25 protein-coding genes are annotated in these 24,179 nt (G+C 68.0%); 10 read left to right on the plus strand and 15 right to left on the minus strand.

The genetic code is table 11. The annotated features are described in order from the left end of the window. Window positions 1-17: 17 nt before the first annotated feature. On the minus strand, window positions 18-1,343 hold the full coding sequence (locus AC13CR_RS13210) for an ActS/PrrB/RegB family redox-sensitive histidine kinase (RefSeq protein ID WP_292951560.1): 1,326 nt from the start codon (window positions 1,341-1,343) through the stop codon (window positions 18-20). Between the two features lie 92 nt (window positions 1,344-1,435). Between AC13CR_RS13210 and AC13CR_RS13215 the strand changes: the two genes are divergently transcribed. The 3 genes from AC13CR_RS13215 to AC13CR_RS13225 all read left to right on the plus strand — a co-directional run bounded on the left by AC13CR_RS13215 (window position 1,436) and on the right by AC13CR_RS13225 (window position 3,083). Next, window positions 1,436-2,071, plus strand: coding sequence for an SCO family protein (locus AC13CR_RS13215; RefSeq protein ID WP_292951563.1), 636 nt, complete (start codon window positions 1,436-1,438; stop codon window positions 2,069-2,071). Between the two features lie 67 nt (window positions 2,072-2,138). After that, window positions 2,139-2,693 carry an ActR/PrrA/RegA family redox response regulator transcription factor gene (locus tag AC13CR_RS13220; protein WP_292951566.1) on the plus strand — a complete coding sequence of 185 codons (555 nt, stop codon included), beginning with the start codon at window positions 2,139-2,141 and terminating at the stop codon, window positions 2,691-2,693. A gap of 78 nt (window positions 2,694-2,771) precedes the next feature. Then, on the plus strand, window positions 2,772-3,083 hold the full coding sequence (locus AC13CR_RS13225) for an H-NS histone family protein (RefSeq protein ID WP_292951569.1): 312 nt from the start codon (window positions 2,772-2,774) through the stop codon (window positions 3,081-3,083). 55 nt (window positions 3,084-3,138) lie between these two features. On the opposite strand, the gene AC13CR_RS13230 is transcribed toward AC13CR_RS13225, so the two are convergent. The 3 genes from AC13CR_RS13230 to AC13CR_RS13240 are packed head-to-tail and all read right to left on the minus strand — an operon-like array spanning window position 3,139 to window position 4,911. Then, complete coding sequence (locus AC13CR_RS13230; protein ID WP_292951571.1) at window positions 3,139-3,771, minus strand: HD domain-containing protein; 633 nt, start codon at window positions 3,769-3,771, stop codon at window positions 3,139-3,141. A 15-nt stretch (window positions 3,772-3,786) separates the two neighbouring features. Then, complete coding sequence (secB, locus tag AC13CR_RS13235) at window positions 3,787-4,314, minus strand: protein-export chaperone SecB (RefSeq protein WP_292951574.1); 528 nt, start codon at window positions 4,312-4,314, stop codon at window positions 3,787-3,789. Window positions 4,315-4,371: 57 nt separating this feature from the next. Continuing rightward, entirely contained in the window at window positions 4,372-4,911 is a 540-nt protein-coding gene (locus AC13CR_RS13240; protein ID WP_292951577.1) for an FxsA family protein, read from the minus strand. Window positions 4,912-5,024: 113 nt separating this feature from the next. Here AC13CR_RS13240 and AC13CR_RS13245 point away from each other — a divergent pair, with 113 nt between their 5' ends. The 3 genes from AC13CR_RS13245 to AC13CR_RS13255 all read left to right on the plus strand — a co-directional run bounded on the left by AC13CR_RS13245 (window position 5,025) and on the right by AC13CR_RS13255 (window position 7,307). Further along, the gene (locus AC13CR_RS13245) at window positions 5,025-5,684 is read left to right on the plus strand and encodes a Tim44/TimA family putative adaptor protein (RefSeq protein WP_292951580.1); all 660 of its coding nucleotides are present in this window, start codon (window positions 5,025-5,027) and stop codon (window positions 5,682-5,684) included. A gap of 2 nt (window positions 5,685-5,686) precedes the next feature. Next, the gene (locus AC13CR_RS13250) at window positions 5,687-6,283 is read left to right on the plus strand and encodes a Smr/MutS family protein (RefSeq protein WP_292951651.1); all 597 of its coding nucleotides are present in this window, start codon (window positions 5,687-5,689) and stop codon (window positions 6,281-6,283) included. A 121-nt stretch (window positions 6,284-6,404) separates the two neighbouring features. Continuing rightward, window positions 6,405-7,307, plus strand: coding sequence for a hypothetical protein (locus AC13CR_RS13255; protein ID WP_293014033.1), 903 nt, complete (start codon window positions 6,405-6,407; stop codon window positions 7,305-7,307). A 30-nt stretch (window positions 7,308-7,337) separates the two neighbouring features. On the opposite strand, the gene trxA is transcribed toward AC13CR_RS13255, so the two are convergent. The 7 genes from trxA to dapB form a co-directional block, all read right to left on the minus strand. Beyond that, a complete protein-coding gene (gene trxA / locus AC13CR_RS13260) occupies window positions 7,338-7,658 on the minus strand; it encodes a thioredoxin (protein WP_292951586.1) in 321 nt (106 codons plus the stop codon). 56 nt (window positions 7,659-7,714) lie between these two features. Continuing rightward, entirely contained in the window at window positions 7,715-11,086 is a 3,372-nt protein-coding gene (gene addA / locus AC13CR_RS13265) for a double-strand break repair helicase AddA (protein ID WP_482900853.1), read from the minus strand. Continuing rightward, window positions 11,079-14,027, minus strand: a complete 2,949-nt coding sequence (gene addB, locus AC13CR_RS13270) for a double-strand break repair protein AddB (protein ID WP_292951592.1) — start codon at window positions 14,025-14,027, stop codon at window positions 11,079-11,081. The genes addA and addB overlap by 8 nt, the downstream gene beginning before the upstream one ends. Next, a complete protein-coding gene (locus AC13CR_RS13275; RefSeq protein ID WP_292951595.1) occupies window positions 14,020-14,688 on the minus strand; it encodes a nucleotidyltransferase family protein in 669 nt (222 codons plus the stop codon). The genes addB and AC13CR_RS13275 overlap by 8 nt, the downstream gene beginning before the upstream one ends. Beyond that, window positions 14,676-16,088, minus strand: coding sequence for a tRNA (adenosine(37)-N6)-threonylcarbamoyltransferase complex ATPase subunit type 1 TsaE (gene tsaE / locus AC13CR_RS13280; RefSeq protein WP_446236151.1), 1,413 nt, complete (start codon window positions 16,086-16,088; stop codon window positions 14,676-14,678). The genes AC13CR_RS13275 and tsaE overlap by 13 nt, the downstream gene beginning before the upstream one ends. Before the next feature lie 164 nt (window positions 16,089-16,252). Next, window positions 16,253-16,873: a VPLPA-CTERM sorting domain-containing protein gene (locus tag AC13CR_RS13285; RefSeq protein WP_293014041.1), complete on the minus strand. Its 621-nt coding sequence runs from the start codon at window positions 16,871-16,873 to the stop codon at window positions 16,253-16,255. Window positions 16,874-17,113: 240 nt separating this feature from the next. Continuing rightward, window positions 17,114-17,950, minus strand: a complete 837-nt coding sequence (gene dapB, locus AC13CR_RS13290) for a 4-hydroxy-tetrahydrodipicolinate reductase (RefSeq protein ID WP_446233483.1) — start codon at window positions 17,948-17,950, stop codon at window positions 17,114-17,116. A gap of 74 nt (window positions 17,951-18,024) precedes the next feature. Here dapB and rbfA point away from each other — a divergent pair, with 74 nt between their 5' ends. Genes rbfA through truB form a run of 3 tightly spaced genes read left to right on the plus strand, consistent with a single transcriptional unit; the run spans window position 18,025 to window position 20,143 of the window. After that, window positions 18,025-18,447: a 30S ribosome-binding factor RbfA gene (gene rbfA / locus AC13CR_RS13295; RefSeq protein ID WP_446233484.1), complete on the plus strand. Its 423-nt coding sequence runs from the start codon at window positions 18,025-18,027 to the stop codon at window positions 18,445-18,447. Then, window positions 18,437-19,195, plus strand: coding sequence for a phosphodiester glycosidase family protein (locus AC13CR_RS13300; protein ID WP_292978273.1), 759 nt, complete (start codon window positions 18,437-18,439; stop codon window positions 19,193-19,195). Before rbfA ends, AC13CR_RS13300 begins: the two co-directional genes overlap by 11 nt. 54 nt (window positions 19,196-19,249) lie before the next feature. Then, window positions 19,250-20,143 carry a tRNA pseudouridine(55) synthase TruB gene (gene truB, locus AC13CR_RS13305; protein ID WP_292951613.1) on the plus strand — a complete coding sequence of 298 codons (894 nt, stop codon included), beginning with the start codon at window positions 19,250-19,252 and terminating at the stop codon, window positions 20,141-20,143. Window positions 20,144-20,157: 14 nt separating this feature from the next. On the opposite strand, the gene AC13CR_RS13310 is transcribed toward truB, so the two are convergent. From AC13CR_RS13310 to AC13CR_RS13320, 3 genes are all read right to left on the minus strand, one after another. Continuing rightward, window positions 20,158-20,976 (minus strand): C40 family peptidase, encoded by an 819-nt coding sequence (locus AC13CR_RS13310; protein WP_292951615.1) that lies wholly within the window; start codon window positions 20,974-20,976, stop codon window positions 20,158-20,160. After that, complete coding sequence (locus tag AC13CR_RS13315; RefSeq protein WP_446232564.1) at window positions 20,973-22,346, minus strand: leucyl aminopeptidase family protein; 1,374 nt, start codon at window positions 22,344-22,346, stop codon at window positions 20,973-20,975. Before AC13CR_RS13315 ends, AC13CR_RS13310 begins: the two co-directional genes overlap by 4 nt. A gap of 61 nt (window positions 22,347-22,407) precedes the next feature. Next, entirely contained in the window at window positions 22,408-22,785 is a 378-nt protein-coding gene (locus AC13CR_RS13320) for a hypothetical protein (RefSeq protein WP_292951621.1), read from the minus strand. Between the two features lie 145 nt (window positions 22,786-22,930). On the opposite strand from AC13CR_RS13320, the gene AC13CR_RS13325 reads away from it, so the two are divergent. Continuing rightward, on the plus strand, window positions 22,931-23,578 hold the full coding sequence (locus AC13CR_RS13325; RefSeq protein WP_292951624.1) for a carbonic anhydrase: 648 nt from the start codon (window positions 22,931-22,933) through the stop codon (window positions 23,576-23,578). On the opposite strand, the gene AC13CR_RS13330 is transcribed toward AC13CR_RS13325, so the two are convergent. Beyond that, on the minus strand, window positions 23,579-24,178 hold the full coding sequence (locus tag AC13CR_RS13330; RefSeq protein WP_292951627.1) for a DedA family protein: 600 nt from the start codon (window positions 24,176-24,178) through the stop codon (window positions 23,579-23,581). Window position 24,179: the final 1 nt, after the last annotated feature.

Raw genomic sequence — 24,179 nt, forward strand, 5'->3', positions numbered from 1 at the left:
TAAAATGCCCGACTTGTTCAATCGAACAGAAGCGGGTTGTCCCCCAGGGCGACGCGGCTGTCGGCGCGGATGCGATCCAGCGGCCAGCGCACGGTGACGATGGCGCCGGGTCCGCCATTAGCGAAAGTCAGCACTGCCCCGGATCGTTCCAGCAGCGCCTTCGCGATGAAAAGACCAAGGCCCATGCCCTCGTATCCGCCGCGCTGGCGGCCCTCGCGCCGACTGGTAAGATAGGGGTCGCCGATGCGCGCCAGCAAGGCCGGCGGATAGCCGGGACCATCATCGCGGATGGTGATCGTCAGGTGGCGGGCGCCCTGATCGGCCTCGACCACGACACGGGATTGCGCGAAATCGACGGCGTTCTGGATCAGGTTGCGAAGGGCGTGGATGACGGCGGGATCGCGGTGAATCTCGGGCCCGTCGGCGATGATGTCCAGTTGCGGGCCGCGATCGGCATGGGGTCCGGCGGCATCTTCCAGAACCGCGTGCAAGGGCGCGCTGCGCATGTGCAGATCGTCCTTTCCGGCCCGTCCCATGCTGCGCAGGATGGTGCCGCAGCGTTCCGCCGAATCGCGCAGGGCGCGCGCGTCCTGTTGCAGGTCGGGACGGTCGTTCAACTCTTCCACCAGTTCCGAGGCGATCAGCTTGATCGTCGCCAGCGGGGTTCCCATCTCATGGGCCGCCGCCGCGACGACCCCGCCCAGATGCTGCAACCGCTGTTCCCGCGCCAGTGCCATCTGGGTGGCGAAAAGCGCGTTCGACGTGGCCGACAATTCCGCCGTGACGCGGTGGGCGTAATACGCGAAGAAGGCCACCCCGATCACCAGTGCGGCCCAATGCCCAAGCGCCAGGATCGGCGCCAGCCGCAGCACCCCGCCATCGGCATCCTGCAGCGGAATGGCCACCATCGCCGCGACCGAGATCAACGCCACCGCGGCCAGCGACAGCGCCAGCGTCTGGCGCAGGTTCAGCGAGGTCGCGGCGATGGTGACGGGGGCCAGAACCAGCAGCGCGAAGGGATTGGTCATGCCCCCGGTCAGCGCCATCAAGGCCGAATTCTGCATCAGATCGAAGCCGAGCTGCACGATGGCATGGCTGGGCGAGGCGCGCATGAAGGGCCGCAGGGACAGCCACAGGTTCATCGCGACCGCCGCGGCGATCAGCACCAGCACGGGCAGGACCGGAAAGCCGATGCTCATGAAATGCGCCACGATGACGGCGGCCAGCTGACCCGCGATGGCGATCCAGCGCAGCAGGGCAAGGGTGCGGATGCGGATCGGTTCGGGGTCGCGCGGAAGGGCGGCCGGGAAGGCGGCGCTTTTCACGGCCGGATCTGCGCTCATCTGGGGCCTCGCTGCGGCGTTCGGCGACTTGATACGCGTCGGGGAATGCGCGATCAATGCGCGCGATGACCGATGGGGCGAAAGGAAACGGCATGACCGAGGCCAAGATCATCCTGGCTGCCGCCGCGGCTGCCGCCGTGTTGTCCGTCGCGGCGGCGGGGGGCGCCTATCTTGCATTGTCCGGCAGCGACGAACGCATCGCACGGTGTGACGGCGGCGATGGCGCGGGTGGGCTGGACACCCTGGGCACCGAATTCACCCTGACCCGCGACGATGGGACGCGGGTTTCGGACAAGCAGGTCTTCGACAGGCCGACATTGCTGTATTTCGGCTACACCTCCTGCCCCGATGTCTGCCCGCTGGACAATGCGCGCAATGCCGAGGCGGTGGACATCCTGAAATCGCAGGGCAGGGATGCGCAATCGATCTTCGTCACCGTCGATCCCGGGCGCGACACTCCCGAGGTGCTGGCCCGCTTTGCCGACAGCTTTGGCGGCGCAGTGATCGGCCTGACTGGCAGCGACGCCGAGATCGCGGCCGTCAGCAAGGGCTGGCGGATTTATTCCCGGGCGAATGGCGGAAAGAACGACCGGGATTACATGGTCGATCACGCCAGCAATACCTATCTTGTCATGCCGGGAAACAGGACGGTCGATCTGTTCCCGCGTGAGGATTCGGCCGAAAAGATCGCCGCAACCGTCGGCTGCAACCTTGACGTGGCGGCCTGACAGCCGCTTGCCGCAGGCCCGTCCATCGGGCAGTCTGCGCGCCGATGCGCGCAAGAAGGGAAACATGATGGCTGAGGATATCGCTGCCCGGCTTGGTGCCGATCCGTCCTTGCTGCTGGTCGATGACGATGAATTGTTCGTGACGCGGCTGGCCCGCGCCATGGAGAAACGCGGCTTTGCCACCCGCACCGCGCTGAGCGTCAGCGAAGCGATGCGGATGATCCGTGAACAGGCGCCGGCCTTCGCGGTCATCGATCTGCGCCTCGAAGACGGCAATGGCCTGGACGTGGTCGAATCGTTGCGCGAGACGCGCGAAGATGCGCGGATCATCGTCTTGACCGGGTATGGTGCCATCGCAACCGCCGTCGCGGCGGTGAAAATGGGCGCGACCGATTATCTCGCAAAGCCCGCCGACGCAAATGACGTGACGTCGGCTTTGCTGGCTGTCGGTGACCTGCTGCCGCCTCCTCCCGAAAATCCGATGTCGGCCGATCGGGTCCGCTGGGAACATATTCAGCGCGTTTACGAGCAATGTGACCGGAATGTCAGCGAAACCGCCCGCCGCCTGCATATGCACCGACGCACGCTTCAGCGAATTCTCGCCAAACGCGGACCCCGCTGACAGGCGCACCGAAGGGTTGAAACTTTCTCAATATAATCTAATTTTTCGTTCACCAATATTCTCACGGACGAAGAAGAAATGAACGTTGATTTTGACAAGATGACGCTGAAGGAAATGCGCGATCTACGCGCCAAGCTGGATCGGGCAATCAGTTCCTACGAGGATCGCAAGCGGCGCGAAGCGCTGGCTGCGGTCGAAGAAGCCGCGCGCGAACATGGGTTCAACCTGGCGGAGCTGACAGGCGGCAAACCCCGGCGCGCGGGCACCGTGCCCCCGAAATACGTCAATCCCAAGGATCCTACGATGACCTGGACAGGTCGTGGCCGCAAGCCGCGTTGGGTTCAGGAAAGCCTTGAGGGCGGCAAGCAACTGGAAGATCTGCTGATCTGAAAACAATCGGGGAAGGGCGTTTCATTGCGTCTTTCCCCTGAAGGTTAAAAAAGGGTTAATATTTTCCCTTTTCATCGCTGTTTCCCGTTTGATCCAGCGCCCGCATAATCGCGGAGAATTGTTCGAGAAATGCGGCGCGGACCTTCGCGGGCGGGCTGAGATCGATCTTGAGCCGGGTCAGTATCTGTTCGCCGGGGACGGGGAAAAGCTTGCGCGCCTCGGTCTCGTCGAAACCCGCGATCTGAACGGCCTCCAGTCGGGCCGAAATCCGGTCGGCGGTCTTGATCCGCTTCTTCAGTGCGGCGGGAAGGCTGGCAGGCAGACCAAAGCGGCGATGGATCGCCGCCGTCAGCCTTTCATCCATCGCGCCGTAATCCTGGCCAAGCGCCGATTTCACCGGCGAGATCATGTCCCCGATCACGTATTCGGGCGCGTCATGCAACAGCGCGGCCAGCCGCGCGGCGGGATCGGCGCGCGGATCCAGCCGGCAGAAGATATCCTCGACCAGCAGCGAATGACCGGCCACGGAATAGGGCCAGTCGCCATGCGTCTGGCCATTCCAGCGGGCGACGAAGGCCAGACCATGGGCGATGTCCTCGATCTCGATGTCGAAGGGGGTGGGGTCCAGCAGATCCAGCCTGCGGCCCGACAGCATCCGCTGCCAGGCCCGGCGCTGGCGCGGCGGCATGACCGAAGACCGCCGTCAGGACAGTTTCTGATCGGCCGGCGCGCCCTGCTGCGTCTGCGCGCGGCGCGACAATTCCTGACGATACAGCGCCACGAAATCGACCGGATCCATGTTGAAGGGTGGAAAGCCCCCGTCGCGCGTCAGATCCGAAATGATGCGCCGCACGAAGGGAAACAGCATCCGCGGGCATTCGATCATCAGGAAAGGGTGCAACTGGTCTTCGGGAACGTTCTCGATATGAAACACGCCGCCATAATCCAGTTCGACCAGGAACATGGTCTGGCCGTCACCCTTGTTGGTCGAGGTGACGCGGAATTTCGAAATCACCTCGTATTGGTGATCGGCCTGACGCTTGCGCGCGTCCAGGCTGACCTGAACGGTCATCTCGGGCTGGACCTCGCCCTGCGGCGCGCCCTTGGTGGCGACCGCGTTCTCGAAGGACAGATCGCGGATATACTGGGCCAGGATCTGCATACGGACCTGCGGCTGCGCCGCGGCCTCGGCGCCATCGGCGGCACCGTTCTGGTTATTCTCGTCGGCCATGTTCGTTCCTCGCACGTTCGGACTTGCGGCTGCTTCTATCAGGCGCGTCCTTCCGCCTCAATGCCGAGTCCAGCCCGAATGGCCGCGCCGTGGCGGCTGGTCGTCGCCTGGTTCGGGCGGCAGGTCGGGTGGCCGGCGGCTGGCGGGGTGGCGCTGATCGTCCTCGACCACATAATCGCCGTCGATCGCGCCATCGCCATATGGCGGGCGTCGCGGATCTTGTGGCGTCTCGCCCATCCGCGTCCGGGTGATCCGGACATGCCGCGCCAGATAGTGCACCACCATGTCGCGCACCGCCGGAATCAGCAGCAGCAGGCCCAGCGTATCGGTGAAAAAGCCCGGCGTCAGCAGCAGCATCCCCGCCATCAGGATCATCACGCCATGCGCCAGCGGCCGCGACGGATCGCGCAGTTCGGCAAAGGAACGCTGCACCTCGGCCCAGGCCCGCGCGCCCTGGCTTCGCATCAGCGCGGTGCCCGCGACCGCGGTCAGCAGCACGATTCCCAGCGTCGGCCACAATCCGATCAGCCCGCCGACCTGAATGAACAGTGCGATCTCGATCAGCGGAATGGCCACGAACAGAACGAAAAGCCACATGCGAATTCCCCTTCATTCAGGCGCAAAAACTGGACTTGCGCCGACTCGCATCCTACATAATGACCCACAGCGCAGATACCAACAGATCGCCAAGAACAGGGGCCCCTACCCGCATGTCCAACCCGATGCTTCAGCTGATCGTCCTGGCCGCGATCGCCATTTTCCTGATTCTCAGGTTGCGCAACGTGCTTGGCACTCGCGACGGGTTCGAGCCGACCAAGGTCGACACGCCCGAGCCGTCACGGCGGCGCTTCGAGGTGATCGAGGGCACGGCGGAAGAGGCCGAGGATCACGACATCCTCGATCATGCCGACGCGGGCAGCCCGCAGGCCGATGCGCTTGCGGCGATGAAATCGGCCGAGCCGTCCTTCAACGTTCGGGATTTCCTCAACGGCGCGAAATCGGCCCACGAGATGATCCTGATGGCCTTCGAGAGGGGCGATCTGTCCGAGGTGCGCGCCTTTCTGGACGCGCCGGTGGCCGAGGCGTTCCAATCCGTCATCGACCAGCGCGCCGCGAAGGGCCAGACGGTCGAGGCGCAGTATCTGGGCACCCGCGAGACGGCCCTGCACGGGGCGGATTTCGACAGCGCGACCGGCGCGGCCGAAATCTCGGTCCGCTTCGTGGCCGAACTGGTGGCGGCCACCCGCGACGCCGAGGGCAAGGTGATCGAGGGAGATCCCAAGGCGCCCCGCAAGCAGCGCGACATCTGGACCTTCTCGCGGCGCATGGGTCAGAACGACCCGAACTGGCAGTTGGTCGCGACCGGCTGATGATGCGGCGGCGCCGGGGCCTGACGCCGGAAGAGCGAGAGTTGTGGTCGCGCATCGCCCGGACCGCGACGCCGCTGCATTGCGACCGCCCCGAACCGAAACCTCCGGCCTCCACCGCCGGCAAAGGCGCGCTGCCGCCGCCAAAGCCGCCGGTCACCCCGTTGCCGGACTTTCGCATCGGGCAATCCGCCACGCCGCGCGGCACGCAGCACCAGCCGGCGCCAAGCCCCGCCCGGCAACTGGCCGATGCGCCGATCCGCATGGATGCCGGTCTTCACCGTCGCATGTCCCAGGGCAAGCTGCGGCCCGAGGCGCGGCTGGATCTTCACGGCATGACGCTGGCAGACGCACATCCGGCGCTGATACGTTTCATTCTGTCGTGCCACGCCAATGGCTGCCGCCTGGTTCTTGTCATCACGGGCAAGGGCAGGGGCGATCACGGACCCCTGCCGACCCGACCGGGCGCGCTGCGCCATCAGGTGCCGCACTGGCTGCACAGCCCGCCTCTGGCGCCAGTGGTCCAGCAGATCCGCGCCGCCCATTTCCGCCATGGCGGCGAAGGCGCCTGTTACGTCTATCTGCGGAAAGTCCTGCGCTAGTTTCAGCCCCGGCCTGCCAGCGAAGCGGATTCAGCGGGAATCGATCTGGACATCGGAACCCGAACGATTCACCGTCGCTACGACCCGCCAAATGTCGGGACTGACCCCCTGGCCTGCCGCCATGACCGACGAGCGCCTTCTGTCCGTCTATCTGCATCCGCCGATCCTGCGCATGGCGCGGGCCGGAAAGCTTGGCTTTCTGAACCGGATGCGGGCGCTGCTGGAATCCCGCGGCTGGCAGGTCCGGATCCGCCGGTCCGGTGAGGGACCGCGCGCCGAGGCGCCGAACCGGCCCGGCTTCGCGCTGTATCACATGGAGCGGCCGACCCATCCGGGAGCCCTGACCTTCCGTCTTGCCTATCACTATCCGTTCTGGCGGCTGGAACGTCAGGCCGAACGCTGGCGCTGGCCGGTGGCGCGGGCGACCTTTCCCGAAGCCCGGCTCGATCCCGACATCGCCCGGGATTTTGCCCGCCGGCTTCGCGACCGCGTCCTGCCGGGGCCCGCGCCGGCGAGAGGCGATCATGTCCTGATTGCGCTGCAGGGCCGCATCCACGAACAGCGGTCCTTCCAGACCATGAGCCCGCTACGGATGGTCGAGAGCGTTGCCCGGACCGGACGCCCGGCTATCGCCACCTTCCACCCGAAAGAAACCTATGATGGGGCGGATCGGGCCGCGCTGGAGGCCATTGCCGCGCGTCATGCGAACCTGACCATCGGCGGCGATACAGCCCGCCTTTTGCGCGATTGCGCCTTCGTCGCGACGCAGAACAGCGCCGTGGCGATGGACGGCTATATCCTGGGCAAGCCCGCGGTTCTGTTCGGCCAGTCGGATTTTCATCACATCGCGCTGAACGTGGCCGAACTGGGATCCAGCGAGGCCCTGTCGCGCGCGCCTGAACACCGGCCCGATTATGCGGGCTATCTGGACTGGTTCCTGCGGCAGAGCAGCCTCGACATGATGGCGAGCGATGCCGATGCCCGGCTGCTTGTCGCCATGAAAAAGGGCGGCTGGCCCGTATGACCGCCGCCCCGCCTTTCTGTCCGGCCCGGATCAGACCGATTCGTCGATCCAGCTTTTCAGCGCGGCTTTCGGCGCCGCACCCATGCGGTTGGACACGACCTCGCCATCCTTGAACATGAACAGCGCGGGAATCCCGCGCACGCCAAGGGCCGCGGCCTGTTCGGGGTTTTCGTCCACGTTGACCTTCACGACCTTCAGCTTGCCGGCATATTCCTCGGACAGTTCTTCCAGAGCGGGGCCGATCTGCTTGCAGGGTCCGCACCATTCCGCCCAGAAATCCACGATGACGGGGGTGTCGGCCTGACGCACTTCGGCGTCGAATTCGCTGTCATTGACGGGCACGGTAGCCATGATCTTGCTCCTTGGGAAATGGCGGGGGCCGGGGATCGGCGGCACTGTCCTGAAAGCTATGAACGCGGATCGGCCGGGTCAAGGGCGGCCAGCGCGCGGTCCAGCAGCGGATCCGGGATTTCCATCAGGCTGCGCGTGGCCGTCCACAGGATCGCCACCTCGATCCGCCGGCCGGGCCAGATCTGCCGCAGGGCCGCGCGATAGGCGGCCATCTGGCGCAAGATGCCGTCGGGGGCGGCCTCGGGCGTCGCGGGCACGGTGGCGTTCGACTTGTAGTCGACCGCCAGGATGCGGTTTGCGGTGACGATCAGCCGGTCGATGGTGCCGTGCAGGATGCCGATGCCGGGCAGGGGCGCGCTCAGCGCGACCTCGCGCAGCACCTGCGCGTCCGGGCCGGGGTCGATGATGTCCGCCAGATCCGGGGCCTCGATCACGGCGCGCGCCTCGGCCAGCAGGTCGGCCAGCCGGGCCTCGTCCGGCAGCCCGCCCTCGGCCCCCGCCAGAACCGCGCGGGCGAGGCCGGGCCAGTCACCGGCAGCGGTTCCGGGCAGATGTTCCAGCAGCAGATGCAACCTTGTGCCGCGCAGCATTGCCGCCGCCGGATCGGAATCGTCGGTCGCCGCGGCCAGCACCTTGGCGCCGCCCAGACCTGTCGCCGCGACCGGGCGCGGGGGCCGGGCGACCGGTTCGGGGACGCAGGCCAGCCAGGCGGGCCGAGGGGTCGCGGCGGCGGACTGCGCCTCGGCGGCATCGGCCCATTCGGGCCAGGCGCCGAAGGTCAGGCGCGTTCCCTGCCCGACACCCTCGATCTCGATCGGGGACCGGGGCAGGGCTGCGCGGGCCGCGCCGTCCGTGATCATGCCGTGCCAGCTGTCCAGCCCTGCACCGGTCTCGCCAGCTGCCGCCACGATCAGCCAGCTTTCCGCCCGCGTCATGGCGACGTAAAGCAGCCGCCGCCGTTCCTCGTCCTGCCGGCGTTCCTGTTCGGCGACCGCGATGGTCAGTGCATCGGGCCGGTCCGGCGCGGCGCCCTTCCACGCAGGCATCCCGTCCAGCCGCACGATGCGCCCGCGCCCATCGGCGCGTCGCTTGCGCGTTTCCGGCAAAATCACGATCGGGCTTTCCAGACCCTTGGCGCCATGCACCGTCATCACCCGGATCAGGCCGCCGCTGCCGCCCGGCAATTGCCGTTTGACCTGCACCTCGTCGCTGGCCAGCCAGACCAGGAACCCGGTCAGCGAGGGCGTCTCGGCCTGTTCATAGGCCATGGCCTGCGACAGCAATTCGTCGATCCCGTCCTCGGCCTCGGGGCCCAGCCGGGCCAGCAATGCCATCCGCCCGCCATGACGGATCAGCAGGCGCGAGATCAGGTCATAGGGCCGCAGCCGGTCCGCCTGCGCCATCAGGTCGGCCAGCACCTCGCGCGCGGTCCGGTGGTCGGAGGCGCGCAGCCTCTGCCACAGATGCGCCCGGCCGCGCCCCGCCGCCAGTCGGTAGAGATCGTCCTCGGACAGCCCGAACAGGGGCGAGCGCAGGGCCGCGGCCAGCGACAGGCTGTCCTCGGGCGTGGCCAGAACCGCCAGCGTGGCAGTGATGTCGCGCACCGCCAGCTCGGCCGCCAGCTTCAGCCGGTCGGCCCCGGCGACGGGCAGGTTCGCCGCCTTCAATTCGCGGATCAGGTCGTCGAACAGTCCCGCCCGGCGCTGCACCAGGATCTGGATGTCGCCCGGCCCGACCGGGCGCGGCTGGCCGTTCCTGACATCCATGATCGGGCCACCCAGCATCGCGCGGATCCGGCCTGCGATGGCGCGGGCCAGCACCCTGTCGGCGGCATTTTCCGCAGGCGCATCCACGGGCCGGGTCCAGTCGCCTTCCTCGGGCGTTTCCGGTTCGGGCAGCGGCGGCCAGATGTCCACCCGTCCCGGCAGATCGGCGCGGAAGGCGATATGTTCGGGCGGCACGCCCAGCCCCTGCGCTGCCTCGCCCTGAAAGACCGCGTCCACCACCGACAGGATGGCGGGCGACGAGCGGAAGGAATGGCGCAGCCCGCGCTGTTGCATCGGCTGCCGGACGGCACGGAAATCACGGTCGAACCGGTCGCGCATTTCCTCGAAGACCGCGATATCCGCGCCCTGGAACGAATAGATCGACTGTTTCGGATCGCCTACGACGAACAGGGTCCGGGGCCGGTCATGCGCGCCTGCGCCGCTGGTGAATTCGTCGGTCAGCCGCCGGATCACGCGCCATTGTTCGGGACTGGTATCCTGCGCTTCATCCACAAGGATATGGTCGATCCCGCCATCCAGCCGCCACAGCACCCATTGCGCCATGCTGGATTGTTCCAGCAGCAGCGCGGCGCGCCGGATGAGGTCGTCGAAATCCAGCCAGCCATGCGCCGTCTTGCGGCCCGCCAGGCGGGTGGTGAAGGCATGGGCAAAGCGGTGCAGGGCCAGCGTCTTCTGCGCGGCCTGCAGGGCGGTCATTTGCGGCCGGGCGTCCTGCACCCGCCGCATCAGCGCCTCAAGATCGTCCATGAAGGGCGCGCAGGGACCCAGGCGCAGTTCCTTGGTCGGCAGCTTGCCGATCTTGGCGCCAAAGGGATCGGCCGCGGTTCCGCCAAACAGCAGGCAGCCGCAGAGCCGCTGCAATTCCGCCAGACCCGGATCGCGCCAGCGCCCGTCGCCCAGTGTTTCGGCCAGTTTCTGATCGGTGGGCTTGCCCGTGCGCAGGATCGGCGTCAGCGCGTCGAACAGATCGGCCTCGGCGCCCTCGAAGACCTGCGCCAGCAGGCGGTCGTCATCCAGTCCGGCAGGCACGTCCATCGCCGCCCAGATCGCTTCGGCATCGGGCGGGGCGCTGAAATCGGCCTGGGACAGCCCGGCCAGAAAGCGGTCCAGATCGTCGCCGCCATGCAGCGCCGTCAGGTCGCGGATCGCGGGATCGCCGGCCTCGGCCATTTCCTCGACGATGCGGGCGCGCAGGGCGCGGGCGCTGCGGTCGTCCAGTTCGGAAAAGCCCATCGCCACCCCAGCCTCCAGCGGGAACCGGCGCAGCAGGGCGGCGCAGAAGCTGTGGATGGTCTGCACCTTCAGCCCGCCCGGCGCCTCGATCGCGCTGGCAAACAGCCTGCGCGCCTGGGCCAGGTCCGGCGTGCCGGTTTCGCCCAGATCGGCCAGTTCGCGGCGCAGGTCGGTTTCGGGCAGCATCGCCCATCGGCCCAGCCGCGCCAGCAGCCGGTTCTGCATCTCGGTCGCGGCGGCCTTGGTGTAGGTCAGGCACAGGATGCGTTCGGGCCGCGTCCCCCCCAGCAGCAGCCGTGCCACGCGGTCGGTCAGCACCCGCGTCTTGCCCGATCCGGCATTGGCCGTCAGCCAGGTCGAACAGGCAGGATCGGCGGCCTCGATCTGGTTCCGCGTCGCGTCATCCATCGTGATCGCCCACCTTTCGGGGCTGCGCGGAATCCGACAGCGACCATTCCCCGAACCGTGCAAGGTGGTCGTAATCGCCGGCATAGCTGGTCCGTTCCGGGGCATTCATCGCGGTAAACCCGGTCCCGCCGGTCAGGTAGGCCGCGATCAGGCGCTGAAAGCCATGCCATGCCTCGGCTTCGGATTCGGCGCTATAGGCGCGGTCATGGGTCAGCCCTTCGCCGCCCAGCTGGATATAGCGCAGACCGGCCACCTCGGCCGGCCCAAGCGCGTCGAAGCCGCCGCGCCGGGCCATTGCGGCCTCCAGGATCAGTTGCTTGTCGAACCGCGCCATCTGCTTTTCGCTGGGCGGAGTTCCGGATTTGTAGTCGTAGATCATCACCCGCCCGTCGTGCAGCAGGTCGATCCGGTCGGGCTTGGCCGTCAGGCTGAAGCCAAGCGCGGGCAGGCCGACCTTGCCGCGATGCTCGATCACGACGGGGCTGCCGTCGCGACGGCGCGATACCTCGTCCGCCACGATCCGGTCGGCGATGCGTTCCATCCGGGCCTGCCAGAAGGCCCGTGCGGCCGGCCAGGGCACCGCGTCTTCCAGCACCTGCGCAGTGATCCGCAGGAAGTCGGCGCGCAGTGCGACAGGGTCAGGGTCGGAATGGGGGGTAGCTTTCAGCAACGCCTCGACGATGCTGTGCAGGATCTGTCCGCGCAGGGCGGCATCGGGTTCGGGCCGCAGCGGCGGCAGCGGGCGCAGGCCCAGGACCCGCTTGGCATAGACCGCATAGGGGTCGCGGATCAGCAGGCCGACATCGGTGACGGGCAGGTCGGCAAAGGCCGGCGCGGGCGGAAGGGGCGAGGGTCGCGGCGCCGCCGGGACCGCCGTTTCGGGCTGGGTGACGGCGCGGGCCAGGTCCAGCCAGACCCGCCCGCGATCGCGCATCGCGGCCAGCGCCTCGGGGCCGCGGCGTTCGGGCAGCCCCGCCATCAGGTTCGTCAGCCGGTTCAGCCAGCGCGAGGGGATCGTCTCGGCCTCGGCATCGCGGCGGGCGCGGGTCAGGATGACGGTTTCCGCCCCGATCGCCTGCTGGAAATCATGCGCGGCCAGCCCGATCAGGCGTTCCGGCAGGGTCAGGCCCGCCGCCGCCCGCATGTCGCGCGACAGCCACGGATCGGGGTCCAGTGCCTGCGGCCAGCCGCCTTCGTTCAGTCCCGACAGGATCACCGTGCCGGTATTCAGGATCCGCGCCTCGCGGGTGCCGCGGATTTGCAGCAGATGGCAGGTCTCACCTTCGTTGCGAAGCTGGTGGGACTGCAATTCCTCGAACAGCAGGGCGGCGAAATCGGCGGGGCCCATGTCGGGGCCGTGTCCGGCATGTTCGGCCAGGTTGTCCAGGACCGCGCGGGCCAGCGCGCCGCCGCTGCCCGCCCACAGGCGCGAGGTTTCGGGATCGCCCCCCGGTCCGGCGGCGAAATCTTCGGCCAGGGCTCGCAGTTCCGCAAGGCGCGCGGCAAGCGGCCGGGGTGCCGAATCGGTCGCAAACCCGGCCATCCGGTCCAGCAGAACGGCCAGCCATCGCGCCCAGATCCTGCGCGTCTCGTCGCCCCGATCGGCCCAGGACCGCAGGCTGTCGCCATCGGGAAAGGCCGGGCCGTTGCGGCGCAGATGCAGTTCCAGCTCGCGAGCCGCAAGCCGCGCCTCGTTTGCGCCGATCAGCGTCGATCCGGTCACCGCCAGCGGATGTTTCAGCAGGCTCAGCAGCCGGTCGATGGTCAGCGCCTCGCCGAAGATTCCGGCGATCTGGCGCAGAAACAGGCCCTGCGGAGTCAGCGGCATCGGCTGGCCCGCGCTTTCATCGGCGCGCAGATGCCAGCGGTCCAGGGCCGAGTTCACGCGCCGGATCAGGTTGCCATCCGCCGCGATCAGGGTCACGGCGCGGCCGGTTTCGACCGCCTCGCGCATGACCAGTGCAATCGCTTCGGCCTCTTGCGCGGGCTGATCGGCCTCGATCAGGGTCAGGCCGCGTGTCGGCGCGATCAGGTCGGGCAGGGCGGGGCCCTCGGCGATCCATTGATCGGTGACGGGCGCGGGGCGCAGGGCCAGCGACAACAGGCGGTTGCGATCGGGCGCCGGCGGCACGGCGTCGGTCCAGCGCGCGGGATGGCCGGCAGCCGCGATCAATGGCGCAAAACGGGCCTGCGGATGATCCTCGGACCGGGCATCGAGGCTGTCCCAGACCGGTTGCGGCTGGTCGAAATCGAATCCGGGCAAAACCACCGCGCCGCCCGGCAGCGCCGCCACCGCCCGCATGAACAGCCGCGTCGCGCCATGCGATCCGGTCGAGCCCGCGACGATCACCGGGGCGTCCGGCAGGTTTTCGCCCCGCGCCCAGTCCGCGGCCAGCGCCTCGGCCGTCCGGCGCTGGCGGTCGGCGCGGTCCACCGCCGGGCCGTCCAGATGGAAACCGGCGGCGATGCGCAGGAAGGTCAGCGCGTTCTGCCAATGGCGGGCATGATCGCCGGTATCGATCCCCTCCAGCGCCAGCGCGTCGCGCCCCTCGGTCTGCATTTCGGTCATCAGGTCAGCCAGCGATTTCGCCAGGGCGGGGACGGAATGGCCCGCGCCCAGATCGGGGCGCGCCGCGATCAGCCGGGCAATCAGCCGGGCCAGTTGCAACCGCCGCGCAAGGGGTGCGGCGGGGGCCGGATCGCCGGGCTGTGGGGGGCGGTCCAGATTGGTGATCGTACGCAGCCGCGGCAGCAGCATCGCGCCGTGTTCATCGAAGGCGGCGCCGATCTGCGCCATGGTCCGCGCGGCATTGGCGTAGATGGTGACGCGGGCGATGGATTCGGGCGGCCGGCCCGCCATGCGTTGCAGAAATCCGCGGACGAATTCGCGCGCGAAATCGACGCCCGGAGGCAGCGCGAAAAGACCGCCTGTCTCAGTCATGCAGCAATGCCTCGGCCAGCGGGATCGCCTGCGGAGTGCCGACATCGCACCAGCCGCCCGGATGGACCAGACCGAAGGCGCGACCGCGGGCGATCAGCCGATCCCAGAGCAGGTTCAGCGAAAACACCCGATCCGGGATCCCGGCCAGCCCTTCGGGGCGCAGCATCTGCGCGCCGGCATAGACGAAATCGCCGCGGCGGGTGATCCGGCCCCTATCCGCCAGCGCGAAATCGCCGCCGCCCGTTCGCGCCGTGGCCCGGTCCAGCGGCACCAGCATCAGCAACGCGTCCATCCGGTCGTTCCATCCGATCTCCAGCGCGGTCAGCGGGTTCGGACCGGTCCACACCACGTCGGGATTCAGCGTCAGCACTGGCCCCCTTCCCAGCAGCGGCAGGGCCTGCCGCAGCCCGCCGCCGGTATCAAGGATGGGGCCGGGTTCATGACTGATCGCGACGCCCTTCCCCGCGAGACGATGGGCAATCTGGTCAGCCAGGTAATGCGTGTTGACCGCGATGGGCGTGCATCCCGCATCGCGACCCAGATCCAGCGCGCGCTCCAGCAGGGACCGGCCCGCGACCTCGACCAGCGGTTTGGGCCGATCGGCCGTCAGCGGCCGCATCCGGGTTCCCAGGCCCGCGGCGAAGATCATCAGCGGGGACATTGCGCGCGAATCCTTTCGAGGACGGTCGGGTCCGGCTGGGGCAGCGCCGCGACGATCCGGGCCAGCGGTGCCAGCGCGGGATGCGTCAGGTCGCGGCGCAGATGCCCCCAGACGCGCGACATGAAGTCCAGATAGCGCGGCTTTCCGTCGCGCAGGCAGAGCCGGGTGAAGATGCCCATGATCCGCAAGTTCCGCTGCGCGCCCAACAGGGCATAGACAGCGCGGAAACGGGCCGCGTCCATTCCGGTCGCATCCAGGTAGCGGGCGATGCAGGCGGCTTCGATGGCGGGCGCCACGTCGCGGCGTGCGTCCTGCAGCGCCGAGACCAGATCATAGGCCGGATGGCAGGCCACCGCGTCCTGATAATCGATCAGGCCCAGCGGCGCGGTGTCGCCACGCCAGATCAGGTTCTCGGCGTGGAAATCGCGCAGCGACAGGACCGAAGGAAGATCGCCTGCAAGGTCGGCGTGCAGCCGGGCGATGACCGGGCCGATGCCTGCGGCATCGGTGGCCGGGGCGCCGGCGGCCTGGGGATACCACGCCGCGAACAGGCCGACCTGTTCGGCCAGCAGCGGTCCGTCCAGCGGGCGGACGAAATCGGGCACCGGATGGCGGTGAAGCGCGACAAGAAGATCTGTGATCCGCTCATAGAGCGCGCGCGCCATGCCGGGTCGCTTCTCCAGCACCCGCGCCAGAAGATCGTCGCCCAGATCCTCGACCAGCAGCAGACCCGCGGCGTCATCCGCCGCCAGCAATTCGGGCGCGCCGAAGCCATGGCTGCGCAGCCATCGGGTCATCTGGACAAAACCCGCGCAATCGCCTGAAGGGTCGTCCATCAGCACCGCGCGGCCCTGCGGCCCCTGCAGCCGGAAATAGCGCCGGGCCGAGGCATCGCCCGCCAGCGGCACGACCCGCGAGCCGGCCCGGCCGGTGGCCGCGATGAATCGCGCAATGGCGGCGATGCGGCCAGCGCCGGGGCCGTGCAGCGTGATCTGGCGCAGGTGGGGATCCGGTGTCGGCGCCATCGCGACGGTCAGCGCGCCATCGGGCAGCATTTCCAGCCGGTCGGGCCATTCGATCAGACGGATCGCGGTCTCGGCCGCCTCGTCCAGCCCAAGCTCGTCCAGTTCCGACGGATCGGTCAGGCGATAGAGGTCGGCGTGCCAGATTTCGGTCCCCATCGGGTCGTCATAGGTCTGCACCAGCGTGAAGGTCGGGCTGGGCACGTCCTCGGCGATGTCGCCCTGTCGCGCCTGAATGAAGGCGCGGGCGAAATGGGTCTTTCCCGCGCCGACCGGCCCGTCCAGCAGGATCGTCAGGCCGGGCCGTGCCATGCCGGCAAGGGTGCGGGCCAGGGCGGTGGTCGTATCTGCATCGGCAATCAGGCGGGTCGTGCTCATGCCCCGCTTCTAGCCGGTCAGCAGCGGGGTGAAAATGACCTTTGATGGCCCCGGCCGGCGGTCGAATTTTTCCGTCCGGGCGATGCCCCAAGAGGCAGGGACCGGCAGCCTTGGCGACCGGTCCGGGATTTTCGTGCCATGCGCTGTCGCGCGGCGCAGCGCGGTCAGTCTGCGCGCCGCTTGCGGGCGAAGGCCCCCAGACCACCGAGGCCGCCCAGCAACAGCAGCGCCGTGGCCGGCAGCGGAACGGGCGAGGGTGCCATGTCGGCGGTCACCAGATCCTGCGTCTTGTCGCCGTCAAGGAAGGTCAGGCGCCAAATCTTGTCGCCGCTGTAAGAAGCCGCGCTGGACATGTAGCCGGCGGTCAGGCTGTTGACCGTTCTGCTGGCGCCGCTCCAGGAAAAGCCGTTGTAGATCGTCTTCCAGATCGCCAGCTGAAAGGCGGCCGACTGGTTGGCATTGTTGGTGCCGACATTGCGGTAATTCGCATCGAACAGGTTCTGCAGCTTGGCGGTCGTGCTGTTGCTGCCGACGACCTGATAGGAACTGGGCAGGCTGAGCCGGGTCGCGATGTCCACGCAGAACGCGACGAACTTTCCGATCCCTTCCGAGCCTGTCAGATGAAAGGCCGATGCCTTGACCGAGCTTGCCACCGCCTCGGGGTGGCTGATCGAAACCGACTTGCCGACCGTGTAATCCAGCGACACGTCAACGCTTGCTGCCCGGGCCGCGAAGGCGAAGGGCGAAAGAGCGGCCGCGACCGCCAGAACCTTAAGAACTTTCATAACTCTCACCAAGTAAGCAAAGGGTTGTGGCAATCCGATACTTCGGCTGCGTCATCGCATGTAAGCGACGCGGTGGAGATGAATGCAACAAAATGGAATGCCGTGCGGGGGCCACTTGACCAAAAAGACTGGTTTGACGCTGGCGTTAACCAAGGTCTCGCAATCGGCGGATGAGGCTAACGGGACGGCAGTCAATTCTGGCGCGAAGCGACGCCGAATCAGTCGCGGGCAGGGTGGTCTTCAGGTCAGGCCCAGAACATCGGCCATGTCGTATTGTCCCGGCCCCTTGTCCTGGCCCCACAGCGCCGCACGAATAGCGCCGCGGGCGAAGATCGCGCGGTCGCTGGCCAGATGGCGCAGCACCAGACGTTCGCCCGGAGTGGCGAAGATGACGTCGTGCTCGCCCACCACGTCGCCGCCGCGAATGGCGGCAAAACCGATGCCGCCCGGGGCGCGCGCGCCGGTGATGCCCTCGCGGGCGGGTATGCGCAGATCGGTCAGCGATGCGCCGCGCCCCTCGGCCGCTGCCTCGCCCAGCATCAGGGCGGTGCCCGAGGGCGCATCGACCTTCATGCGGTGATGGGTCTCGACCACCTCGATATCCCAATCCTCGCCAAGCGCCGCGGCGACCTTGCGGGTCAGGCCGACCAGCAGGTTGAGGCCGAGGCTCATGTTGCCGGCCCGGATGATCGGCGCGTGGCGCGCGGCGGCGGCGATCTGTGCCAGGTCCGTCTCTTCCAGCCCCGTCGTTCCGATCACGTGAACAGCGCGGGCTTGCGCGGCCAGTTCGGCGAAGCCGAGGGTCGCGGAAGGCGCGGTGAAGTCGATCACCGCCTGGGCGCGGGCGATGACGGTGACGACATCGTCGCTGACCATCACCCCGGCCGGCTGCCCGCCCATCGCCTCGCCAATGTCGCGCCCGATCCAGTCATGGCCCGGACGCTCCAGCGCGCCGACCAGCCGTGCCTGATCGCTGTTCAGCAGCAGCCGGATCAGCATCCGGCCCATCCGTCCCGAGGCACCGGTCACCACGATGCCGGGCGCGTCGCCGGTTCCGGTCTGTTCGAAATCGCTCATCCCATGGCCTCCCTGTCCTTTTGCCGCGTCATATCCCGTTGCGGCGCGGCCCGCGACCCCCTACATCGGGGCGGATGGCACAGAACCGTTTTCCCCAGGGCCAGGGCCAGGGCCCGTCGCAACGCCAGCTTCGCGTGGGCGAGCTGATTCGCCGCACATTGTCGGACGTGCTGCTACGCGGCGATGTGCACGATCCGGACCTGAACCGCCATTCGATCACCGTGGGCGAGGTGCGGACCTCGCCCGATCTGAAGGTGGCTACGGCCTATGTGCTGCCTCTGGGCGGTCGCGACGCCGATGGCGCGCTGGAGGCCCTGCGCCGCAACGCGCCGGAATTGCGGCGCCTGGTGGCCAGGGCGATGACGCTGAAATACGCGCCTCGGCTGCGGTTCCAGCTGGACGAGACCTTTGATCGCATGGACGATACCCGCCGGTTGTTCGCGGAAGAACGGGTCCGCCGCGATGTCGAGGCACCTGATGATCGCGATGCTGATTGAACTGCAACGCCAGCTTGGCGTTGCGGTCGGAATGGTGTTCGCGATGGGACTGCCCGCCGCTTCGGACGGTTGCACGCGCATGGATCAGGACGGACAGACCTATGTCGTCTGCCAGATCGACGCCGCCCGGGAATCCGATCTGCGATTGTGGCAGAACGATGCCGACGGGCGGCCCCTGAACAGCTTCAACAATGTCCGCAAGAGCCTGCCCCAGGGCCAAAGCCTGTCCTTTGCGATGAATGCGGGCATGTTCCATCCCGATTACCGCCCTGTGGGCCTGCTGGTGATTGACGGCCAGGAACTGCATCCGATCACCACCCAGGCGGGCGGCGGCAATTTCGGAATGTTGCCGAATGGTGTCTTTTGCAGCGGCGGAAAGCGGCCCTTTCAGGTGATCGAAAGCCGCAGCTTCGCCGATGAGGCGCCCGAATGCCGGCTGGCCACGCAATCGGGGCCCATGCTGGTGATCGACGGCAAGCTGCATCCGCGCTTTCTGGTCGATTCCGAAAGCCGCAATATCCGCAACGGCGTCGGTGTCTCGGCTGACGGGCGGACCGCCTGGTTCGCGATCTCGGAAAATCCGGTGACGTTCTACGAGTTCGGTCAGATGTTCCGTGACGGGCTGGGCGCGCGGAACGCGCTGTATCTGGACGGCTCCATCAGCAGGCTCTACGCGCCGGGCCTGGGGCGGGCCGATTTCGGCCGCAGCATGGGGCCGATGATCGGGCTGGTCAACGGCTCGGGTTGACCGGCGGCGGCGCTGCGGCTATCCCGCGCGCCTTGGCAAACCGGGGGTGAACCGATGGCACGCAAGAAGGGTCGCGACGTGTCGGGCTGGCTGATCGTGGACAAGCCCGCGGGCGTGACCTCGACCTCGGTCGTGAACAAGGTCCGCTGGGCGCTGGACGCCCGAAAGGCGGGCCATGCCGGAACGCTGGATCCGGACGCGACCGGTGTTCTCGCCGTTGCCCTGGGCGAGGCCACGAAGACCGTGGCAATTCTGACGGATGCCCTGAAATGCTATGATTTCGTGGTCAATTGGGGGGCCGAGACGGCGACCGACGATGCCTCGGGTCAGGTCGTCCGGCGCAGCGAGACGCGGCCCGACCGCGCCGCGATCGAGGCGGCCCTGCCCGGCTATGTCGGCGAGATCATGCAGGTTCCGCCCGCCTTTTCCGCCGTCAAGGTCGATGGCGCGCGAGCCTATGATCTGGCGCGCGAGGGCGAGGATCCGGATCTGGCCGCGCGGCCCCTGTGGGTCGAAAGCCTGTCCCTGATCGAGGCTGATGGCGACACGGCGCGGCTGGAAATGGTCTGCGGCAAGGGCGGCTATGTCCGCTCGATCGCCCGCGATCTTGGCCGCGATCTGGGTTGCCTGGGCCATGTCGCCAGCCTGCGCCGCACTTGGTCCGGTCCCTTCGAGGTCGAGGACGGCATGAGCTTCGACGGGATCGACCGCGAGGCGCAGGACCGGATTCAGGCGCGATTGCTGCCGCTGGAGGCCGCGCTGACCGACCTTCCCGCGCTGCGCGCCACGCCCGAAGGCGCGATCCGAATCCGCAACGGCAATCCGGGCGAGGTCACCGGAGGTGCGGAATGGGGCGAACTGGTCTGGGTCGCGGATGCTCGCGGGCCGGTCTGCATCGGCCGCTATCAGGGCGGCACGGTCCAGCCCGAGCGGGTCTTCAACCTGTAATCATCCGGGGTCGGTCATTGCGGCCGGTGCGCGCCGAGAAACGGACCCTCGCCCGCGGCGTCGATGCGGGCGATGGCCAGGGCGATCGGTTCCCGGATCACGGCCATCTTCCATGCCGTCGCGTGGATCATCAGTTCGGCCGAGGCCGCCAGCGCCACATGGCCCGGCCAGAACAGCAGATCGCCGCGCCGGATGTCGTCGACCGCCGGAAAGGCCGCCCGTTGCAGGTCGCTGTCGCCGGGACAGGCGGTACCGCAGGCGGTCAGCGCAGCCTGGGCAAGGCCGGAACAATCGATGCCCCAATCGCTGTTGCCGCCCCACAGATAGGGCGTGCCCAGCAGGGTTTCCGCAACGGCGATTGGATCGGTCGCGGGCCGGTCGCCGATGTGCTGGACAGGGACGTATCCGCCGGCGGCGAGGCGCGCGAAATTCCCCTCGACCTCCACGACCGACAGGCGCGCGCCGATGGACAGCGCGTGCAACTGGTGACGCTTCATGTCGGCGGCCGGATAGAGATGGGTCGCCGGCGCGGTCACGCGGTGGGTGATCGGCGGCATGTCGTCGCTCAGCGCGGCGGCGCGCAGCCAGCCGCAATAGCCGTCCATAGCCGCCTGCGCGAAGACCCAGTCGCCCTGCGTGTCGATCACGGTCAGGTCGGCGCCGAAATTCAGCTGCCTTTCGCGGCGGCCTTCGGGGACGTTCATCAGGTCGGCCAGTGGCACGGCCAGCCGCGCAGGCCGGCCGGGAGTGTAGTCCGGCCGGTCGACGATGCCGCGCAGAGTCTCCAGTGCGATCCGGTCAGTGGCCGGCGTCAGCCGGCGATCAAGGCTCATCCCAGCACCTCGGGCAGGGCGGCCAGCAGCGCCCGTCCGCCCTGTCCGACGCCGCCTTTCGGGCGTCCCGGCGCGGCGGTCGGCTGCCAGCCATAGATGTCCAGATGCACATAGCGGCCCGCGCCTTCGGCGAATCGGCGCAGGAACAGCGCGGCAGTGATCGAACCCGCCATGCCGCCCGCGGGGGCGTTGTCCAGATCGGCGATCTGCGGTTCGATCATCGGCTCGTAGGCTTGCCAGAACGGCATTCGCCACAGCGGGTCGCACACGGCCATCGAGGCGTCCGCCAAGGCCCTCGCGGTCGCGTCGTCGTCGCAATAGAAGGGCGGAATGTCGGGGCCGAGCGCCACCCGCGCGGCACCGGTCAGGGTGGCGTAAGAGATCATCAGATCGGGACTTTCCTCGGCCCCGAAGGCCAGCGCGTCGGCCAGAACCAGCCGCCCCTCGGCATCGGTGTTGTTGATCTCGACCGACAGGCCCTTGCGGCTGGTCAGCACGTCGCCGGGCCGGAAGGCATTGCCCGCGACGCTGTTTTCCACCGCCGGGATCAGCACCCGGATGCGCCGCCCCCCGGCCGCGCCGGTGCCGGCCAGCATCTTCAGCAGGCCAAGCGCGGTCGCCGCGCCGCCCATGTCCTTTTTCATCAGCGCCATGGCCGTGCCGGGCTTCAGGTTCAGCCCGCCGGTGTCGAAACAGACGCCCTTGCCGACGATGGTCAGCGCCGGTCCCTCGCCGCCCAGCCGGATGTCGATCAGCCGGGGTGCCTGTTCGGCCGCCCGACCGACCGCATGGATCAGCGGAAAGTTCTGTTTCAGAAGCGCCGGCCCGGTCGTCACCTCGATACCGGCGCCGATCTCGTTGGCCAGCGCGCGCGCGGCCTTTTCCAGCGCATCGGGGCCCATGTCGCTGGCGGGCGTGTTGATCAGGTCGCGGGACAGGAACTCGCCGCGCGCGACGGCTTGCAGGCGCGGGCCGTCGACGCCCTCGGGCACCTGAAAGCGCGGTCCGTCATAGGCCGGGCCCTTGTAGCGGGCAAAGCGATACTGGCCCAGCAGCAGCGCCAGCGCGGCCTCGTCCGGGTCCAGTCCCTCGGGCAACGCCGCCAGCCGCCAGACGGCTTTCGGCAGCCCGGTCGCGCGGGCCAGGGCAAAGCGTTCGCGGCCGGCTTTGGATCGCGGCCCCAGCCCCAGCAGGGCGCCGCGCAACCCGCCATTCGCGTCGGGCAGCAGGCAGATCTGGCCCGCCTTTCCAGAAAAGCCGCCGGCCGATGGCCAATGGCCGGCATCGGCGTCAGCGGGCAGGTCGGAATCCTGCCAGAGCGGCCAGAATGGCAGGGAATCCTCGGTCGGGGGGGCGAAATCGGGCTGCATGGCGGATCCTTCCTTGATCGCGGGCCAGATTACAGCGTGATCCGCTGCCCGCAAGAACCGGTCAGCCGATCCCGGCGCGGTCCCAGATCGCCGTCAGCGAGCGGTTGCCGACCCGCATCAGCCGCGCCCGAACCGCCGCCAGCGCGCCGGGATCGTGCCTTTCGGCGCAGGCGCACAGATCCATTGCCACGCCGGCCAGCGACAGTAGCCCGATCTGCCAGGCCAGCCGTGACAATTGGTCGGCATGTCCGGTTGCGCCCGCCAGATCGCCCCGGGCCAGAGCCTCGTCGGTGGCGGTCAGTGCGCCGGCAAGCTGTTCCAGCGCCAGTTCGATCACATTCTGCGCCGCGCTTTCGCCCAGTTCGTTCACGATATCGCCCACGCGCCTGACATCGACGCGAACCGGCTCTGTCACCGGCAACGTCCTGATCTGTGCCATCGTCTTCTCCAACACATTGCCCGTGTTCCCACATGTCGGGGCACCATGACGTCCAGCCATGAAGAAAGACTTGATCGCGGTGGAAGAAACCGCTCGAATTTTGTTCAATCCCTGCCTATCAAGCGGCAAACGCGCGAGGTTCGAAATGCATCATGTCCGTCCCCTGCCGCAATACCTGGTCGGCCGCTATCATGGCTGGAAGGCGACCTCCTATGCGGAAAACAGCGCCTGGTTCCGGCGGCTGGCCGATGACGGGCAGCGACCGCGGGCGATGGTGATCTCGTGCTGCGATTCGCGGGTCCACGTGACCGGCATCTTCGGCGCGGAATCGGGCGAATTCTTCATCCATCGCAACATCGCCAACCTGGTGCCGCCATATGCGCCCGATGGGATGCAGCACGGCACCTCGGCGGCGGTGGAATACGCGGTCATGGCGCTGAAGGTGGCGCATCTGATCGTGGTCGGGCATACCAACTGCGGCGGGGTCGCGGGCTGCCATGCCATGTGTTCCGGGCAGGCCCCGGAGCTGGAGGAAAAGTCCAGCTTCGTCGGTCGCTGGATGGATATCCTGCGCCCCGGCTACGAACGGATCAAGGACCTGCCCGAAGACCAGCAGATCCGGGCGCTGGAACGCGAGGCGGTGATGGTCTCGATCGGCAACCTGATGACATTCCCCTTCGTCGAAGCGGCGGTGCAGGCGGACGAACTGTCGCTGCACGGATTGGTCCACGACATCCGCGAAGGCACCCTGTGGCAGGCCGAGAACGCGGGCCGACGCTGGACCGAAATCTGATCAGCTGTCGGGACGCCAGCGCATGACGCGCCACAGATAGGCGGCGGCCAACAGCACGACCACCGCGGTCGAGACCGGGTTCAGCCAGGCGTCAACCCGGTCATAGCGGTCCTGCAACCAGTAGCCCGCCGCCGCCAGCGCCATGGTCCAGATCAGGCTGCCCAGGCCCGAGAACAGAAGAAAGCGCGGCAGGAACATCCGCGCCAGCCCGGCCGGGACCGAGATCAGCGTCCGCACGGTGGGGACGAAGCGGCCGAAAAAGACGACCGAGCGGCCATGCCGGTCGAACCAGCCCTGCGCGCGGTCAAGCTGCGCCTCGGTCATCGTCAGCCAGCGGCCGTGGCGCGCGATCAGCCGGCGCAGCCGCACCGGCCCGTAGGCGACGCCAATCATATACCACAGATAGGCACCCGCCAGCGAACCGGCCGCGCCGGCGGCGACGCTGACCCAGAACGAGGCCACCCCACGCGCGGCGTTATATCCCGCCAGCGGCATGATCAGTTCCGACGGGATCGGCGGAAAGACGTTTTCCAGAAACATGAGGGCGGCGATGCCCCAGGGCCCGCCGCCTTCCAGAAAGCTGGCGATCCAGTCGAACACG

This window comes from Paracoccus sp. L-17 (assembly GCF_056857655.1).

Excerpts from the sequence above, each read along its gene's own strand:
- AC13CR_RS13210 (WP_292951560.1), bottom strand. The coding sequence starts at position 1,343 with ATGAGCGCAGATCCGGCCGTGAAAAGCGCCGCCTTCCCGGCCGCCCTT.
- AC13CR_RS13230 (WP_292951571.1), bottom strand. The coding sequence starts at position 3,771 with ATGCCGCCGCGCCAGCGCCGGGCCTGGCAGCGGATGCTGTCGGGCCGC.
- AC13CR_RS13245 (WP_292951580.1), top strand. The coding sequence starts at position 5,025 with ATGTCCAACCCGATGCTTCAGCTGATCGTCCTGGCCGCGATCGCCATT.
- addA (WP_482900853.1), bottom strand. The coding sequence starts at position 11,086 with ATGGATGACGCGACGCGGAACCAGATCGAGGCCGCCGATCCTGCCTGT.
- AC13CR_RS13215 (WP_292951563.1), top strand. The coding sequence starts at position 1,436 with ATGACCGAGGCCAAGATCATCCTGGCTGCCGCCGCGGCTGCCGCCGTG.
- AC13CR_RS13240 (WP_292951577.1), bottom strand. The coding sequence starts at position 4,911 with ATGTGGCTTTTCGTTCTGTTCGTGGCCATTCCGCTGATCGAGATCGCA.
- AC13CR_RS13275 (WP_292951595.1), bottom strand. The coding sequence starts at position 14,688 with ATGTCCCCGCTGATGATCTTCGCCGCGGGCCTGGGAACCCGGATGCGG.
- AC13CR_RS13310 (WP_292951615.1), bottom strand. The coding sequence starts at position 20,976 with ATGAGCCTTGATCGCCGGCTGACGCCGGCCACTGACCGGATCGCACTG.
- secB (WP_292951574.1), bottom strand. The coding sequence starts at position 4,314 with ATGGCCGACGAGAATAACCAGAACGGTGCCGCCGATGGCGCCGAGGCC.
- tsaE (WP_446236151.1), bottom strand. The coding sequence starts at position 16,088 with ATGAGCACGACCCGCCTGATTGCCGATGCAGATACGACCACCGCCCTG.
- AC13CR_RS13325 (WP_292951624.1), top strand. The coding sequence starts at position 22,931 with ATGCATCATGTCCGTCCCCTGCCGCAATACCTGGTCGGCCGCTATCAT.
- trxA (WP_292951586.1), bottom strand. The coding sequence starts at position 7,658 with ATGGCTACCGTGCCCGTCAATGACAGCGAATTCGACGCCGAAGTGCGT.
- AC13CR_RS13225 (WP_292951569.1), top strand. The coding sequence starts at position 2,772 with ATGAACGTTGATTTTGACAAGATGACGCTGAAGGAAATGCGCGATCTA.
- AC13CR_RS13320 (WP_292951621.1), bottom strand. The coding sequence starts at position 22,785 with ATGGCACAGATCAGGACGTTGCCGGTGACAGAGCCGGTTCGCGTCGAT.
- AC13CR_RS13315 (WP_446232564.1), bottom strand. The coding sequence starts at position 22,346 with ATGCAGCCCGATTTCGCCCCCCCGACCGAGGATTCCCTGCCATTCTGG.
- AC13CR_RS13300 (WP_292978273.1), top strand. The coding sequence starts at position 18,437 with ATGCTGATTGAACTGCAACGCCAGCTTGGCGTTGCGGTCGGAATGGTG.
- rbfA (WP_446233484.1), top strand. The coding sequence starts at position 18,025 with ATGGCACAGAACCGTTTTCCCCAGGGCCAGGGCCAGGGCCCGTCGCAA.
- dapB (WP_446233483.1), bottom strand. The coding sequence starts at position 17,950 with ATGAGCGATTTCGAACAGACCGGAACCGGCGACGCGCCCGGCATCGTG.
- AC13CR_RS13285 (WP_293014041.1), bottom strand. The coding sequence starts at position 16,873 with ATGAAAGTTCTTAAGGTTCTGGCGGTCGCGGCCGCTCTTTCGCCCTTC.
- addB (WP_292951592.1), bottom strand. The coding sequence starts at position 14,027 with ATGACTGAGACAGGCGGTCTTTTCGCGCTGCCTCCGGGCGTCGATTTC.
- truB (WP_292951613.1), top strand. The coding sequence starts at position 19,250 with ATGGCACGCAAGAAGGGTCGCGACGTGTCGGGCTGGCTGATCGTGGAC.
- AC13CR_RS13250 (WP_292951651.1), top strand. The coding sequence starts at position 5,687 with ATGCGGCGGCGCCGGGGCCTGACGCCGGAAGAGCGAGAGTTGTGGTCG.
- AC13CR_RS13255 (WP_293014033.1), top strand. The coding sequence starts at position 6,405 with ATGACCGACGAGCGCCTTCTGTCCGTCTATCTGCATCCGCCGATCCTG.
- AC13CR_RS13220 (WP_292951566.1), top strand. The coding sequence starts at position 2,139 with ATGGCTGAGGATATCGCTGCCCGGCTTGGTGCCGATCCGTCCTTGCTG.